The organism is Burkholderia pyrrocinia (assembly GCF_018417535.1).
Lineage (GTDB): Bacteria > Pseudomonadota > Gammaproteobacteria > Burkholderiales > Burkholderiaceae > Burkholderia > Burkholderia pyrrocinia_E.
The window spans coordinates 1,543,469-1,557,217 of record NZ_CP070978.1; the positions used below are offsets into that span (position 1 = coordinate 1,543,469).

General features: G+C 66.3%; 16 protein-coding genes. 12 read left to right on the forward strand and 4 right to left on the reverse strand.

Features of this window, described 5'->3' with window-relative positions; translation table 11 throughout:
* The first annotated feature begins 69 nt into the window (after positions 1-69).
* Genes JYG32_RS24995 through JYG32_RS25005 form a run of 3 tightly spaced genes read left to right on the forward strand, consistent with a single transcriptional unit; the run spans position 70 to position 1,570 of the window.
* Positions 70-1,005: a hypothetical protein gene (locus JYG32_RS24995; protein WP_213267344.1), complete on the forward strand. Its 936-nt coding sequence runs from the start codon at positions 70-72 to the stop codon at positions 1,003-1,005.
* A 2-nt stretch (positions 1,006-1,007) separates the two neighbouring features.
* Complete coding sequence (locus JYG32_RS25000; RefSeq protein WP_249744873.1) at positions 1,008-1,382, forward strand: copper resistance CopC family protein; 375 nt, start codon at positions 1,008-1,010, stop codon at positions 1,380-1,382.
* The gene (locus JYG32_RS25005; RefSeq protein ID WP_174382960.1) at positions 1,382-1,570 is read left to right on the forward strand and encodes a hypothetical protein; all 189 of its coding nucleotides are present in this window, start codon (positions 1,382-1,384) and stop codon (positions 1,568-1,570) included. Before JYG32_RS25000 ends, JYG32_RS25005 begins: the two co-directional genes overlap by 1 nt.
* A gap of 228 nt (positions 1,571-1,798) precedes the next feature.
* Here the strand turns inward: JYG32_RS25005 and JYG32_RS25010 are convergent, their stop codons facing one another.
* Positions 1,799-3,097 carry an NAD(P)/FAD-dependent oxidoreductase gene (locus tag JYG32_RS25010; RefSeq protein ID WP_213267345.1) on the reverse strand — a complete coding sequence of 433 codons (1,299 nt, stop codon included), beginning with the start codon at positions 3,095-3,097 and terminating at the stop codon, positions 1,799-1,801.
* 406 nt (positions 3,098-3,503) lie between these two features.
* On the opposite strand from JYG32_RS25010, the gene JYG32_RS25015 reads away from it, so the two are divergent.
* Positions 3,504-3,962: a hypothetical protein gene (locus JYG32_RS25015; protein WP_174382962.1), complete on the forward strand. Its 459-nt coding sequence runs from the start codon at positions 3,504-3,506 to the stop codon at positions 3,960-3,962.
* A 162-nt stretch (positions 3,963-4,124) separates the two neighbouring features.
* On the opposite strand, the gene JYG32_RS25020 is transcribed toward JYG32_RS25015, so the two are convergent.
* Entirely contained in the window at positions 4,125-4,508 is a 384-nt protein-coding gene (locus JYG32_RS25020) for a hypothetical protein (RefSeq protein ID WP_213267346.1), read from the reverse strand.
* Positions 4,483-4,698 (reverse strand): hypothetical protein, encoded by a 216-nt coding sequence (locus tag JYG32_RS25025; protein WP_174382964.1) that lies wholly within the window; start codon positions 4,696-4,698, stop codon positions 4,483-4,485. The genes JYG32_RS25020 and JYG32_RS25025 overlap by 26 nt, the downstream gene beginning before the upstream one ends.
* Positions 4,699-4,990: 292 nt before the next feature.
* Here JYG32_RS25025 and JYG32_RS25030 point away from each other — a divergent pair, with 292 nt between their 5' ends.
* Complete coding sequence (locus JYG32_RS25030) at positions 4,991-5,476, forward strand: RidA family protein (RefSeq protein ID WP_213267347.1); 486 nt, start codon at positions 4,991-4,993, stop codon at positions 5,474-5,476.
* A 253-nt stretch (positions 5,477-5,729) separates the two neighbouring features.
* Here the strand turns inward: JYG32_RS25030 and JYG32_RS25035 are convergent, their stop codons facing one another.
* On the reverse strand, positions 5,730-6,620 hold the full coding sequence (locus JYG32_RS25035; RefSeq protein ID WP_174382966.1) for an IclR family transcriptional regulator: 891 nt from the start codon (positions 6,618-6,620) through the stop codon (positions 5,730-5,732).
* Positions 6,621-6,915: 295 nt separating this feature from the next.
* On the opposite strand from JYG32_RS25035, the gene JYG32_RS25040 reads away from it, so the two are divergent.
* Genes JYG32_RS25040 through JYG32_RS25070 form a run of 7 tightly spaced genes read left to right on the forward strand, consistent with a single transcriptional unit; the run spans position 6,916 to position 13,731 of the window.
* Positions 6,916-7,998, forward strand: coding sequence for an ABC transporter ATP-binding protein (locus JYG32_RS25040; protein WP_213267348.1), 1,083 nt, complete (start codon positions 6,916-6,918; stop codon positions 7,996-7,998).
* Positions 7,999-8,976 carry an ABC transporter permease gene (locus JYG32_RS25045; RefSeq protein WP_213267349.1) on the forward strand — a complete coding sequence of 326 codons (978 nt, stop codon included), beginning with the start codon at positions 7,999-8,001 and terminating at the stop codon, positions 8,974-8,976.
* On the forward strand, positions 8,973-9,767 hold the full coding sequence (locus JYG32_RS25050; RefSeq protein WP_174382969.1) for an ABC transporter permease: 795 nt from the start codon (positions 8,973-8,975) through the stop codon (positions 9,765-9,767). The genes JYG32_RS25045 and JYG32_RS25050 overlap by 4 nt, the downstream gene beginning before the upstream one ends.
* Positions 9,767-10,114 carry a (2Fe-2S)-binding protein gene (locus tag JYG32_RS25055; RefSeq protein ID WP_213267350.1) on the forward strand — a complete coding sequence of 116 codons (348 nt, stop codon included), beginning with the start codon at positions 9,767-9,769 and terminating at the stop codon, positions 10,112-10,114. Before JYG32_RS25050 ends, JYG32_RS25055 begins: the two co-directional genes overlap by 1 nt.
* Positions 10,111-11,544 carry an NAD(P)/FAD-dependent oxidoreductase gene (locus JYG32_RS25060; protein WP_213267351.1) on the forward strand — a complete coding sequence of 478 codons (1,434 nt, stop codon included), beginning with the start codon at positions 10,111-10,113 and terminating at the stop codon, positions 11,542-11,544. Before JYG32_RS25055 ends, JYG32_RS25060 begins: the two co-directional genes overlap by 4 nt.
* Positions 11,537-12,688 (forward strand): NAD(P)/FAD-dependent oxidoreductase, encoded by a 1,152-nt coding sequence (locus JYG32_RS25065; RefSeq protein WP_213267352.1) that lies wholly within the window; start codon positions 11,537-11,539, stop codon positions 12,686-12,688. Before JYG32_RS25060 ends, JYG32_RS25065 begins: the two co-directional genes overlap by 8 nt.
* Entirely contained in the window at positions 12,685-13,731 is a 1,047-nt protein-coding gene (locus JYG32_RS25070) for an ABC transporter substrate-binding protein (protein ID WP_213267353.1), read from the forward strand. The genes JYG32_RS25065 and JYG32_RS25070 overlap by 4 nt, the downstream gene beginning before the upstream one ends.
* The last annotated feature ends 18 nt before the right edge of the window (positions 13,732-13,749 follow it).

Sequence of the window (13,749 nt, forward strand, 5' to 3'; positions counted from 1 at the left end):
ATCGCCATGTCCTCGCGCGTCTTTTGACAGGCTCGCGAGCACATCAGCGCCTCTCACAAGGATTGAATCATGCGCACCATCATTTCTGCACGCGGCAGCATGCCGATGCTTGCGGCCCTCATTGCTCCGGCGACCATCGCCATCCCGCTTCTGTTTCCATCGCTCGCATCAGCGCACGCGATTGCCGGCAACCGGGTTTTCCCGGCGACGATGGCGGTCGACGACCCCGGTGTCGGCGACGAAGTCAATCTCGAATTCGGCCATGTCAAATCGCTGACCGACGACGGTAACGAGCAGAACACCAACACGACGTCGCTCGAATGGGACAAGCTGATCACGCCCAGTTTCGCCCTTTCAGTGGTGGGAACCTACGTCAACGTCAACTCGCCGAATGGCGGTTCGGCCCGCGGCTTCGACAACTTCGCGATCGGTGCCAAATACCGCTTCTACGTCAACGAAAAGCACGAGTTCATGGCCTCCGTTGGCGCGATCGCGGAACTGGGCGGCACCGGCGCAACGTCGATCGCCGATCCACACTCGGCGATCACGCCGACGCTATACGTCGGCAAGGGATTCGGCGATTTGCCGGATAGCCTGAAGTATCTGAAACCGCTCGCGATCACCGGGACCATCGGTCCGCGCCTGACGATGAACAACGCCGACCCGGATTCGTTGAGCTGGGGCGTCACCGTGCAATACAGCCTGCCGTATCTGCAGAATTTCGTGCAGGACGTGGGGCTCAAGGCACCGTTCAGCAACCTGATCCCGGTCGTCGAGTTCCCGATGAGCACCTGCACTGGTGGCCCCTGTTCGGGACATACAACCGGCAGCATCAATCCCGGCCTGCTCTGGCTCAACCGATGGGGCCAGTTTGGCGCCGAAGCGGTCATTCCTGTCAACCATGCAAGCGGAAAGGGCGTTGGCGTCCTGTTTCAGGCACACCTGTTTCTGGACGACGTGATGCCCCACTCGCTTGGCAAGCCATTGTTCGGCAAAGGGGAATAGCCATGCCTGCACTCAAACGACTTCGTCACGGTATGCGCGCAGCAGCCATCGCTACAGGTATCTTGATCGCGTCGATGGCATCCGCCCATGTGTTTCCGCAAAAACAGTCACCGTCGGCGGGAGCCGAAGTGGCGGCACCGGCGAGTGTGGCGATCGCGTTCGACGGACCGCTCGAGCCCGCGTTCAGTTCGCTGAACGTCAGCAATTCAAATGGCAAACAAGTGAATACTGCAAAGGCCGAAGTCGATCCGAACGACAGGAAGTCGATACATGTTGCGCTGCCGACGTTGCCGCCCGACACGTACACGGTGCATTGGGTCGCAGTCGCGTCGGACGGACATCGCACACACGGCGACTATTCGTTCAAGGTGAAGTAATGGACTTGGCGACGGTTGATGCATCGATCGTGGCAGCAGCCGTCGCTCACGTAGCGTTCGCATGTGCGGTGGGCGCCTGTCTGTCTGCACTGATGTCGGCCGATACGCCCGTGCTCACGGGCCTGACCCAGGACGGCACCTGCCAGCGCATCGCGAAGAAGTGTTTCTCGTTCGACATCTACGACTGAAAACGCGCCCGGTCGCGCCCGCCGGAAAACGCGAAGGGGCGTCGCGCATCAACACGCGACGCCCCTTCTTCGTTTCCGGCAAATGGGTCGTCGATGCAAGGAACTCTTCGTGGATCGTGGTGCACGTCGCTTGACACCCCATTGCGGTCCGTCGCCGATGCTTTCGGCACTGTCCGATGCGCAATCGGCAAGCGGTCGCTACCGAGCGGGTCCGGGTATCCAGTCCGATCAGGTTCCAGGCGCGGGCGTCTCCGGCAGCGCAATCTCGATTCCACGGCGGTGCAGTGCCGAGAGCACGTGATACACGGCCTTGAAACACATCACCGGCAGTGCGGCGCGCCAGCTCCCCCGGAGATTTCCTGCCAGCAGATTGACGATGCCGTCTCGCATCCACAGGCGATTGGACGGTGCCATGAAAAGCGTACGCATGACAGGATCGTTCACTCGATAGATCAGCCAACTGATCCGATCCATTGCCTCTGTCAACTCCCGGTTGGCGGCTTGCGCAAGCTTCTTTCCTCGTACCGGATCGTCGAGCCAAACGTGGGCGGCCTGCGCGCCGAGTTCTCCGCCAGTCATCGCCATCAATACGCCGGTCGAGAACATCGGATCGACAAATCCGTAGGCATCGCCGATCATCAGAAAACCGTTACCGCTGCCCTCTCGCGCGCGATAGCTGTAATTGGCCGTGCTGTAGACGTCCGATACGCGCTGTGCGCCTTGCGTGCGAGCCGCGACGGTCGGGCTTGAAGCGATACGCTCGGTCAGCAGTTCGGTCGGCGTGCCCTTGCGCCCTTTCCACGCCGATTGATCGCCGACAAAACCGATGCTCATTGTGTCATCGGGTAGCGGGATCAGCCAGAACCAGCCATCCTCCGCAAGATGAATGCTGATGTAGCCCGCGAGTTCGCCTTCACGACGCTCTACACCAGTGAAATGCGCATAAACGGCCGCCGTGTTGTTGTACTTGTTCGAGGTCTTGACCTTCATCCGCGACGCGAGAAACGTATCGCGGCCCGAAGCGTCGAGCACGTAGCGCGGATGCCATTCGCGGGTGTCGCCCGATTCGTCCTGCGCGGACACGACGTGACGTCCGCCGGTATCGTCCAGATTGATTTTCGTGACACGAGTACGCTCGAAACACTCGGCCCCGCGCGCGGCGGCGTGTCTGAACAACAAGGCATCGAGGTCCGCACGCCGTACTTGCCACGCGTGCGTACGGTCTCGATTCAGTGCGTTTTCGAACGGAAACGCGCAGCTGCGACCCGTACGGTCCGAGACGAACTCCGCACCCGGCTTATGGATACCGATCTCTCGTACCTGATCCAGAACACCGAGCCGCTCGAAAATGTCGAGGTTGCGTGGTAGCAGGCTTTCGCCGATATGGAAGCGCGGATGTGCTTCCTTCTCCACGAGCACAACGTCGCGTCCTTTCATCGTCAGGAAGGCCGCCGCCGTCGCGCCAGCGGGCCCGCCGCCGATAATCAGCACGTCAGGCCGGCTCGAATCGCGTTTCGATGAGTTCATTGCGCTGGCTTCCAAAAAATGGCGTATTCATGGACCAAAGCAAAAATGCCATGGCTGATGTTGGGAATCATCGTGTTGTTGGAAGCTGCTTGACTGTCTGACGCGAGAAATCCGCCGGAGGGGCTCACGGAGATTCGGTGGCCCGACTCGGCAATTCTTGTTCCTGGCCGACGCAGTTGCAAGCAGTCCGACAGGTTCCCGACGGCGTGCCCGGACCGATAGTACTATGCATGGTCACCACGACAACCCGATGCAAAAGCGGGTCGAACGCGATGCCGATGTCCCGCGACACGCAAATGCCACACAAGGCGCAAGTGCGTGTAGATTAGAACGTCGTTGCGACCTGCCACCGTGTCTTCGAATCGGTCGCCATCCGAGTCAGTCATGAAGTTGCACTGGAGCCGGCATGAACACGAAGCACAGCAAGAAGGGGCATCTGGAAGCCGCGGCGTCGCACCACGAGCAGGCCGCGCGATATCACCGCGAGGCGTCGCGGCATTTCGAGGACGGCAAGGACTTCGCCCACGCTGCACATCAGGCGATGATGGCCCACGGTCACACGTTGCATGCGATCGATCAGGCACACGACGCCGGCGCGCACGGCGCCAATACGCCATCGACAACGCCGTCATCGACCGGCTCGGCCGCAAGTGCCGCGGACGTGGCAAAACTTCATGCGGCGGCCGTCGAGCTCCACACGCAAGCGGCGCAGCATATGCGCCACGCCGTCAAGCTCTTCGAGCAGGATCGAAGCGCGGCCACGCACGACGCACAGCTGGCGCTCGCCCTTGCACTGCGCGCCTTGTCCCATGGCAACGAAGCAGCGCGACTATTCGTCAAGCTCACGGCCAGCGGTGCTGCGTGAATCGAGGTTAGTCACCTCTTGCTTGGTGGGGTATTCGGCGGGATGAGGCGCCCACTTACGCATGCGCACAGCACCAGCATGTCGCGCGGACCCACGGTCGTGGGCCTCCCGTACCGATCCGCGCATGGCCAGGTATCGCGCAATCCGGCGTACCGCTTCCGACTACGCCGTTCGTTCCAGCAGTTCCGTTGCGAAAGACTTCGCATGTGCGACGGCCTCTTGCGCATCCGGAAACACGCCGAGCTGCTCCCAGTGCTCTTCGGCCGCGTACGTTCCTTTCACGCCGAGTGCCCGCTGAACGCGCAATTGCGCTGCATATCTGCCGTCCTCCAATGGTCGGGCCGTCGCTATGACCTTGTGCGGAAGATTCGGCCTTTCCGGCTGAACCAACTCGACCGGACCGCCAGGTGCACCGATATCCTTCAACTCGTTCCTCGCATTGCAGTCGGGGCAGTAGAAGCACCACCCGTCGTCCTCTTGCCTGGACCTGACCTGCCCGCGAGCCAGTACGGCACGACATTCAACGTTTTCGCAGATGAACGGCATAGCAGTCTCCGGAGTTGTTTGAGAGAAATCCTAGCATGTCCGCCGCCGGCCAACCATCGGCATTGTTGCGTTGCCCGACGCTGACGAAACGCGCAAGCGCGAGCCGACCACAAAGTATTTTTCGTTCGATATCGACAACCGAGCGCGCGTCGGCCGCACCCGACGGCAAACTCGAAGGGGCGTCGCTCATGCGCTCGCGACGCCCCTCTTTCGTTTTCGCAAGCCCGCTTGCCGATGCGGGACAGGTTTCCCGAGTTGCCGTAGATGTCGCTTGACGAAGCACTTCAGCCGCTCGATCCCGATCGTCAGCCGACTGCTTTCGTCGGACAAACAGGCCACCGCCATCGCACGCCGCAGTCTCCGTCGAAGCTCAACTGCTCTCCGTTCGATTTCCTAAACTGTGTGAAGGAGATCACGACCCACTGTCTGGCAGAGCGCCATCGGCCGGGTCGCGCACGGGACCGACTCCTGGAGAAAATACGATGCGAACGCGCTTCCTGCTTGCCGGATTCATTGGGTCCGGTCTTCTATGCGGCTGCACAATGCCAACCGGGCAGCAAGCCGCATCCGCACGAACACCGCTTGAATACGTGCAGGCCGCCGATCAGTACGTGATCCCCGTGCCGCTCGCCCCGGCCGTCAAAGCCGGGAATTTCCTGTTCGTTTCGGGCATTCCCGCCTATGACAGGAACGGAAAGCTCGCGGTTGGCGACTTCACCAAACAGATGAATCAGGCGATGGAGAACATCACAGGCATCCTGAAAGCCGCGGGCACCGGCTGGGACCGCGTCGTGAAAGTGGATGTGATGCTCGTTCGGCGTGAGGATTTCAAGGAGATGAACCGCATCTACGCGGGCTATTTCCAGGCCGGGAAATACCCGGCCCGAAGTACCGCTATCGTGGTGTCGTTGCCGAATCCCGACTTCCTCGTGGAAATCGACTGTATCGCCGTGCTGGACAAACCATGAAACATGTCCCGGTCAATCGGACATGCGCAGGCGCATGATCTGACCGGTTTTCGGCGTCGACGTCATTGCGTCATCCGCGCGCGGTTCAGTAGTGACTTCGCCCCCACAGCGTCGCCGGTTCGTGGAGCAGATGACGCAACCCGCCGCGTTCGATCATGCGTTCCGCGACTTCATTCACACGCTCGAGAATCGCGTTCTCATCGACCGACTGGCTCGCGTCAGCAAGCTGACGGAACGGCGACGCGCGAAGCGCCTATACGGTTTTCCCGGATAACCCGTGCATCGGCCGCCGCAACGCGGCGTCGAACGGGTTGGTGCGCGGCCCGATCGCGTCGGCCTGGCGCCGCAGCAGTTCGACGACCATCGGCATCCGGTCGTCGCCGAGGCGCGACGCGAGCGTGCCGACGCTCAGCGCGCCGACCGGGTAACCGGTGCGATCGAGGATCGGCACCGCGACGCCGGCCATCCCGTCGAGCACGCCGCTGTTGCGGCCCGCGTAGCCGAGCTGCCGCACGCGTTCGATCTCGGTGCGCAGGTACACCTCGTCGAGCACGCCGTAGCCGCGGATGCGCGGCACGTTGAAGCGGATCACTTCCTCGCGTTCGGCTTCGGGCAGGAACGCGAGGATCGCGAGGCTGCCCTGCCCGACGCCGAGCGCGATGCGTCCGCCGATGTCGCCGGTAAACGAGCGGATCGGGAACGGCCCTTCGCACAGGTCGAGACACACCGCGTCGAAACCGCTCTTCACGAGCAGGAAGATCGTCTCGCCGAGGCTCGCGCACAGCCGCAGCAACGCGGGACGGCACAGCGTGCGCATGCTGCTCGGGTTGCCGGCCAGCGCGGCGAGCGCAAAGAAGTCGACGCTCAGCCGGTACAGCTTCGACTGCTCGTCCTGCTCGACCATCCCTTCGGCGATCAGCGATTGCAGGATCCGGTGCGCGGTGCCCTGCGTGAGGCCGACGGCCTTCGCGAGATGCGTGACGCGCACGCCGTCCTGCTGCATGCCGGCCAGCGCACGCAGGATCGCGAACGCGCGCTGCAGCATGCCGGTGCCCGGCGCGCCGGCCGGATCGGCTTGCTCGTCGGCGCCCGGCGCGCGCGCGGCGGGCGTGCCGCGCATTCCGGACGAAAGGGGTTCCTGCATGCCGGCTCTCCTCGACGATTTCATTGAACGGAATACGGTAAGCCGCCATTGTCGTCCGGCCGAAATTCCCCGGGCATCCGGGTGTGCACGGGATTGACGTGCGCGTTTCGCGGTCCGGCCACCCTTCATCCATCGGAACGATTTTCGCGCGATTCTCCGATCCATTCCGATCAACGGAATTTTTCGGAAATTCATCCCGTTCAGCAGAATTCGAAATTGACGCTCCGAAATATGGCTGGCTAGAGTCCGCGTCATTGGCGCACCGGCTACGCGGTGCGCGAACCCGGAGCTCCTCATGTCGTTTCTCACGCTTACGGATCTGACGAAAACCTTCGGCGAGCTCACCGCCGTCGCCGACGTCAACCTGTCGGTCGAACAAGGCGAATTCGTGTCGCTGCTCGGGCCGTCGGGCTGCGGCAAGACCACCACGCTGCAGATGATCGCCGGCTTCGTCGACGTCACGCGCGGCCGCATCGCGCTCGACGGGCAGGACATCACGCACCTGAAGCCGAACCGCCGCGGGCTCGGCATCGTGTTCCAGAGCTATGCGCTGTTTCCGCACATGAGCGTCGCGGAGAACGTCGGCTTCGGCCTCGACATGCGCGGCGTCGACAAGGCCGAGCGCGCGGAGCGCATCCGCGCGGCGCTCGCACTGGTGCGCCTGGATTCGCTCGCGCACCGCTTTCCGCGCGAGCTGTCGGGCGGCCAGCGGCAGCGCGTCGCGATCGCGCGCGCGGTCGTGATCGAGCCGCCGGTGCTGCTGCTCGACGAACCGATGTCGAACCTCGACGCGAAGCTGCGCGAGGACATGCAGTTCGAACTGCGCGCAATCCAGCGCAAGATCGGCACGACGACGATCATGGTCACGCACGATCAATCGGAAGCGCTGTCGATCAGCGACCGCGTGGTCGTGATGGAAGCCGGCCGCATCACGCAGACCGACACGCCGTACCGCGCATACGAGCGCCCGGAAAACCGCTTCGTGTCGCAGTTCATCGGCAAGGCGAACCTGCTGCCCGGCACGATCGTCGCGCACGACGGCAACGCGATCCGCATCGATCTCGGGCACGACCTCGCCGAGACGGGCCGCACCGCGCACCTGCCGCCGCGCGAACGCGACATGCGCGTCGGCGACGCCGTGTCGGTCTGCATCCGCCCCGAGAAGCTGCGGCTGTGCGCGCCCGATGCAGGCCGCTTCGCCGCGACGGTCACGAGCCGCTTCTTCCTCGGCAGCCAGTGGCTGTACCGCGTCGACAGCGCGCTCGGCGAAGTGCTCGTGTGCTGCCAGAACGAAGGCGCGGAGCCGCTCGCGGAAGGCGCGCCGGTCGGCATCGACTGGCACAGCGACGCGGTGCGCGTGATGCGCCGGGAGGCCTGAATGCGCCAGCCTTCCCGCCCGCTGCCCACCGACGGCGCGACGGCCGGCCTCGCGCGATCCGCTACGCCCGATGTCATGCCGGCACGCCCCGCCACCGAGCGCATGCTGCACGCAACATGGCGCGCGCACGCGCCGCTGTGGCTGATGTGCGCGCCCGCGTTCGTGCTGTTCGCCGCGCTCGTGCTCGTGCCGCTCGCGATGACGTTCGTGCTGACGTTCTACCGCTTCGATCCGGCCACCGGGCCGATTGCCGCGTTCCAGTTCGGCAACTACGCGGAAGTGCTCGGCTCGTCGTACTTCCACACGATCTTCCTGCGCACGTTCGGGATCGCCGCGCTCACGACCGCGATCTGCGTCGCGATCGGCACGCCGGAAGCGTACGTGCTGTCGAAAATGCGCGACCCGTGGCGCTCGCTGTTCCTGCTCGCGATCCTCGCGCCGCTGCTCGTGTCGGTCGTCGTGCGCGCGTTCGGCTGGAGCATGCTGCTGAACACGAGCGGGCTCGTGAACCAGGCGCTCGGGCTCGTCGGCCTCGGGCCGTACAAGCTCGAATACACGACCTTCGCGATCGTGATCGCGCTGGTGCACGTGATGCTCCCGTTCATGGTGATTCCCGTGTGGACCGCACTGCAGCGGCTCGATCCGCAGACCGAGCACGCGGCACTGTCGCTCGGCGCGTCGCCGTTCACGACGCTGCGGCGCATCGTGCTGCCGCAGCTCATGCCGGGCGTACTGTCGGGCAGCCTGATGGTGTTCGGGCTGTCGGCCAGCGCGTTCGCGATTCCCGGCCTGCTCGGCGGGCGCCGGCTGAAGGTCGCGGCCACGGCCGTCTACGACGAATTCCTCGGCTCGCTGAACTGGCCGCTCGGCGCGACGATCGCGGTGCTGCTGCTGGTCGCGAACCTCGTCGTGATGCTCACCTACTACCGCGTACTCGAACGCCGCTACGCGCGCAGCCTCGGAGGCGCATCGCGATGAGAAAGAACGGCCCCTTCGCCCTTGCGTTCCACACGCTCGTGATCCTGTTCGTGCTCGCACCGCTCGTCATCGTCGTGCTGGTCGCGTTCACGCCCGACGAAACGCTGACGCTGCCGGCCCGCGGGTTGTCGCTGCGCTGGTTCCGCGCGATCCTCGACTATCCCGACTTCGTCACCGCGTTCTTCAACAGCCTGAAGCTCGCGTTCGCGTCGGCGACGCTGTCGCTTGCGATCGCGTTGCCGGCGGGCCTTGCCATCGGCCGCGCGGCGTTTCCAGGCCGCGCATTCCTGAACGGCTTGCTGCTGTCGCCGCTCGTGATCCCCGGCCTCGTGCTCGGCATCGCACTGTTGCGCTTCTTCGCGCTGATCGGCGCGACCGGCTCGTTCGCGTGGCTCGTGCTCGCGCACATGATCGTCATCACGCCGTTCGTGATGCGGCTCGTGCTCGCGTCGGTCGCGGGCCTCGACCGCAGCATCGAGCAGGCCGCGTGCTCGCTCGGCGCGGACCCGTGGACGACGTTCCGCCGCATCACGCTGCCGATGATCGTGCCCGGCATCACGGGCGGATGGCTGCTCGCGTTCATCAACAGCTTCGACGAACTGACGATGTCGATCTTCGTCACGTCGCCGCAGACGGTCACGCTGCCCGTGCGCATGTACATGTACGCGACCGAGTCGATCGACCCGATGATGGCGTCGGTGTCGGCGCTCGTCATCTTCATCACCGCCGGCGCGATGCTGCTGCTCGATCGCGTGTACGGCTTGAATCGCATCCTGATCGGTCAACACTGATGTCGACTCCCGTTTCCCGCTCCCCAAGCGACCCGGCCGACGGCGCGCAGTTCGTGCGCGTCGCCGAACGCGAGCGCGCCGCCGTTGCGTTCATTCTCGACGGCCGCCCCGCGCACGCGCTCGCCGGCGACACCGTACTCACCGCGATCCTCGTCGCGCAGCGCCGCGTGCGCGTCAGCGAATTCAGCGGCCAGCCGCGCGCGGGCTTCTGCCTGATCGGCGCATGCCAGGACTGCTGGGTGCGCACCGAGGCCGGCGCGCGCGTGCGCGCATGCTCGACGCCGATCGTCGAAGGCATGCGGATTCTCACCGGCGCGCAGCCGGCCGCGACCGGAGACACGCAATGAACGCCGCCCTGCAACCGGTGATCGTCGGCGCGGGCCCGGCCGGCGTACGTGCGGCCGAGGCGCTGGTCGACGCGGGGCTGCGCCCCGTCGTGATCGACGAGAACGCGCGCTGGGGCGGGCAGATTTATCGTCAACCGCCGGCCGACGGCGGCTTCGCGCGCGGCAAGCGCACGCTGTACGGGTTCGAAGCCGCGAAGGCCGACGCCGTGCACCGGACGATGGCCGCGCTGCTGCCGCACGTCGATTACCGGCCGAACACGCTCGCGTGGGCCTGCGGCGCGGGCCGCGTCGATACGCTGCAGGACGGCCGCGAAATTACCGTACCGTGCTCGCACCTGATCGTCGCGAGCGGCGCGACCGACCGCATGCTGCCCGTGCCGGGCTGGACGCTCGCGGGCGTCTATACGCTCGGCGGCGCGCAAGTCGCGCTGAAGGCGCAGGGCTGCGCGATCGGCCGACGCATCGTGTTCGCGGGCACCGGGCCGCTGCTTTACCTCGTCGCGTACCAGTATGCGAAGGCCGGCGCGCAGGTCGCGGCCGTGCTCGACACGAGCCCGCTGCGCCGCCAGGCTGCCGCCGCGCCCGCGCTGCTGCGCATGCCGTCGACGTTCGCGAAGGGGCTCTACTACATCGGCTGGCTGCGCGCGCATGGTGTCGCGATCGAAACGGGCGTCACGCTCGAACGCGTGCTCGGCGAACAGCATGTGACGGGGCTCGCGTGGCGCGCGGCCGGCGGCGATGCGCCGCCGCGCCTGCTCGACTGCGATGCGCTCGGCCTCGGCTTCGGCCTGCGTTCGGAAACGCAGCTCGCCGATCTCGCCGGCTGCCGGTTCGGTTTCGATCCTGTCAACCACGCATGGCTGCCCGAGCGCGACGCGGCCGGCCGCACGTCGGTGCGCGGCATTTACGTCGCGGGCGACGGCGCGGGCATCGCGGGCGCCGATGCGGCCGAAGCGTCGGGCCGGCGCGCGGCGCTCGCATTGCTCGACGACGCCGGCATCGCGTCGCCATCACCGTCCGGCAAGCCTGACGCGGCGACCCTCGAACGCACGCTCGCGCGCGTCGGCGCGTTCCGCGCGGGCCTCGAAGCGGCGTTCGCGCCGCCCGTCGAGCAGGCCGCGCGCTGCGCCGACGACACGATCGTGTGCCGCTGCGAAGAGATCGACGCGGGCACGCTGCGCCGCTGCATCCGTGGCGGCGCGGCGACCGAACTCAACCGGCTGAAGGCGCTGACGCGCGTCGGGATGGGCCGCTGCCAGGGCCGCATGTGCGGCGACGCGGCCGCGCTCGTACTGGCCGCCGAAACCGGCCGCCCGCTCGCCGAGGTCGGCCGGTTGCGCGCGCAACCGCCCGTGAAGCCGTTCCCGATCTCGGCCGCGCTCGCGGGCGACGACGTCGCGGCGATTCCCGACGAGGCGCGCGATGAGTGAGATCCGGCATTACGACGTCGCGATCGTCGGCGGCGGCCTCGTCGGCGCATCGGCTGCGCTCGCGCTGACGCGGCGCGGCCTGCGCGTCGGGCTGTTCGAGCGGCGCGACTGCGGCGCGCAGGCGAGCGGCGTGAACTACGGCGGCGTGCGCTGCCAGGGCCGCCCGGCGGAACAATTGCCGCTCGCGCTGCGCGCGCGGCGCATCTGGGATCGCCTGCCCGAGCTGATCGGCATCGACGGCGAATTCGTCGTGTCGGGCCACTTGCGGCTCGCGCGCAGCGACGCCGATCTCGACGCGCTCGACGCATACGCCGCGCTTGCCGGCGCGCACGGCCTGCCGCTGCACGTGATGCGCGGCGACGCGTTCCGCCGTCGTTATCCGTGGCTCGGCCGCGCGGCGCTCGGCGGCTCGCTGTGCGAAACCGACGGCCATGCGAACCCGCGCCTCGTATCGCCCGCGTTCGCGCGCGCGGCCCGCGCGGCAGGCGCGGACGTGTTCGAGCACACGCCGGTCGACGACGTCCGGCACGACGGCACGCGCTTTCACTTTCAGGCGGGCGGCCAGGCCGGCACCGCGACATGGCTGATCAACTCGGCCGGCGCATGGGCGAACACGATCGCCGAACGCTTCGGCGAAGCCGTGCCGATGGAGCCGATCTACCCGAACATGTGGGTGACCGAACCGCTGCCGCCGTTCATCACGCACAACCTCGGCGTGTACGGCGGCGGCGTGTACGCGCGGCAGGTCGCGCGCGGCAATTGCGTGATCGGCGGCGGACGCGGCCGTGGCGACGGCGAATTCGGCCAGCCGTCGGTCGATACGACGCGCGCGGTGATGCGCGACGCGTGCGCGCTGCTGCCCGCGCTGCGCGACGCGCTGCTGATCCGCACGTGGAGCGGCGTCGAAGGCTGTACGCCCGACCACAACCCGATCATCGGCGCGAGCCGCACGACGCCGCGCCTGCTGCATGCGTTCGGTTTCTCCGGCGGCGGCTTCCTGCTCGCGCCGGGCGTCGGCGACGTGCTCGCCGATCTCGTCACGACCGGCGAAACCGCCACGCCACTCGATGCATTCTCGATCGGCCGCTTCTTCCGCCAAGCCGCGCCGACCACCCCTTTCCCCCAAGAGGAGACCTCTCGATGAAACTGCTCGGTACGATCGCGGCCGCAGCCGCACTCTGCATGGCTGGCGCCGGCGCGCCCGCGTTCGCGCAAACGAAGACGATCTACATCGGCATGAACGGCGGGCCGATGGAAAAGGCCTATACGAGCCAGGTGCTGCCCGACTTCGAGAAGGCGAACAACGTGAAGGTCGTCGTCGTGCCCGGCACGTCGTCGGACGTGCTCGCGAAGCTGCTCGCGAACCGCAGCAAGCCGCAGATCCACGTCGCGTTCCTCGACGACGGCGTGATGGCGCGCGCGGTCAGCCTCGGCGTGTGCCAGAAGCTCGACGATTCGCCGGTGCTGAAGGAGTTGTACCCGTTCGCGCGGATGAAGGACGACGCCGGCGCGGGCGTGCAGCTCGGGATGACCGGCATCGCGTACAACAAGAAGCTGTTCGCGGAGAAAGGCTGGGCGCCGCCGACGTCGTGGCTGGATTTCGCCGATCCGAAATACAAGGGCAAGGTCGTGTTCCAGTCGGCGTCGAGCAGCACGTTCGGGCTGCACGGCTTCCTCGCGATCAACCGGCTGCTCGGCGGCAGCGAGCAGAACGTCGAGCCCGGCTTCAGCAAGTGGGCAAGCACGGTCGGGCCGAACGTCGTCGAGTACATCCCGAACTCGGCGAAGATCTCCGAGATGGTGCAGACCGGCGAAGCCGGCCTGTTCCCGCTCACGCCGACGGGCGTCGGCGACCTGCAGGACAAGGGCATTCCCGTCGCGTATGCGAACCCGAAGGAAGGCCCCGTTCTGCTGCTCGTCGACCTGTGCGTGGTCGCGAACAATCCCGACCCGCAGCTTGCGCAGAAGCTCGCGCAGTTCCTGCTGTCCGCGCCCGCGCAGACGAAGGCCGCCGAGGCCGGCAAGCAGATCCCGACCAACCGTCTCGCGAAGATGCCCGCCGCGATGCAGCAGAGCCTCGGCAACGTCGACGACCTGGTGCGCAAGGTGACGGTGGTCGACTGGGCCGCGATCAACGCGCGCCGCGCACAGTGGGATACGCGCTGGAACCGGCAGATCGAGCGGTAACCCGGCGCGGGCCGCGCG

Bases quoted from the DNA above. Each gene is read 5' to 3' on its own strand.
- JYG32_RS25060 (WP_213267351.1), top strand. From the start codon at position 10,111: ATGAACGCCGCCCTGCAACCGGTGATCGTCGGCGCGGGCCCGGCCGGC.
- JYG32_RS25050 (WP_174382969.1), top strand. From the start codon at position 8,973: ATGAGAAAGAACGGCCCCTTCGCCCTTGCGTTCCACACGCTCGTGATC.
- JYG32_RS25020 (WP_213267346.1), bottom strand. From the start codon at position 4,508: ATGCCGTTCATCTGCGAAAACGTTGAATGTCGTGCCGTACTGGCTCGC.
- JYG32_RS25035 (WP_174382966.1), bottom strand. From the start codon at position 6,620: ATGCAGGAACCCCTTTCGTCCGGAATGCGCGGCACGCCCGCCGCGCGC.
- JYG32_RS25045 (WP_213267349.1), top strand. From the start codon at position 7,999: ATGCGCCAGCCTTCCCGCCCGCTGCCCACCGACGGCGCGACGGCCGGC.
- JYG32_RS25010 (WP_213267345.1), bottom strand. From the start codon at position 3,097: ATGAACTCATCGAAACGCGATTCGAGCCGGCCTGACGTGCTGATTATC.
- JYG32_RS25005 (WP_174382960.1), top strand. From the start codon at position 1,382: ATGGACTTGGCGACGGTTGATGCATCGATCGTGGCAGCAGCCGTCGCT.
- JYG32_RS25000 (WP_249744873.1), top strand. From the start codon at position 1,008: ATGCCTGCACTCAAACGACTTCGTCACGGTATGCGCGCAGCAGCCATC.
- JYG32_RS25015 (WP_174382962.1), top strand. From the start codon at position 3,504: ATGAACACGAAGCACAGCAAGAAGGGGCATCTGGAAGCCGCGGCGTCG.
- JYG32_RS25055 (WP_213267350.1), top strand. From the start codon at position 9,767: ATGTCGACTCCCGTTTCCCGCTCCCCAAGCGACCCGGCCGACGGCGCG.
- JYG32_RS24995 (WP_213267344.1), top strand. From the start codon at position 70: ATGCGCACCATCATTTCTGCACGCGGCAGCATGCCGATGCTTGCGGCC.
- JYG32_RS25065 (WP_213267352.1), top strand. From the start codon at position 11,537: ATGAGTGAGATCCGGCATTACGACGTCGCGATCGTCGGCGGCGGCCTC.
- JYG32_RS25030 (WP_213267347.1), top strand. From the start codon at position 4,991: ATGCGAACGCGCTTCCTGCTTGCCGGATTCATTGGGTCCGGTCTTCTA.
- JYG32_RS25040 (WP_213267348.1), top strand. From the start codon at position 6,916: ATGTCGTTTCTCACGCTTACGGATCTGACGAAAACCTTCGGCGAGCTC.
- JYG32_RS25025 (WP_174382964.1), bottom strand. From the start codon at position 4,698: ATGAGCGACGCCCCTTCGAGTTTGCCGTCGGGTGCGGCCGACGCGCGC.
- JYG32_RS25070 (WP_213267353.1), top strand. From the start codon at position 12,685: ATGAAACTGCTCGGTACGATCGCGGCCGCAGCCGCACTCTGCATGGCT.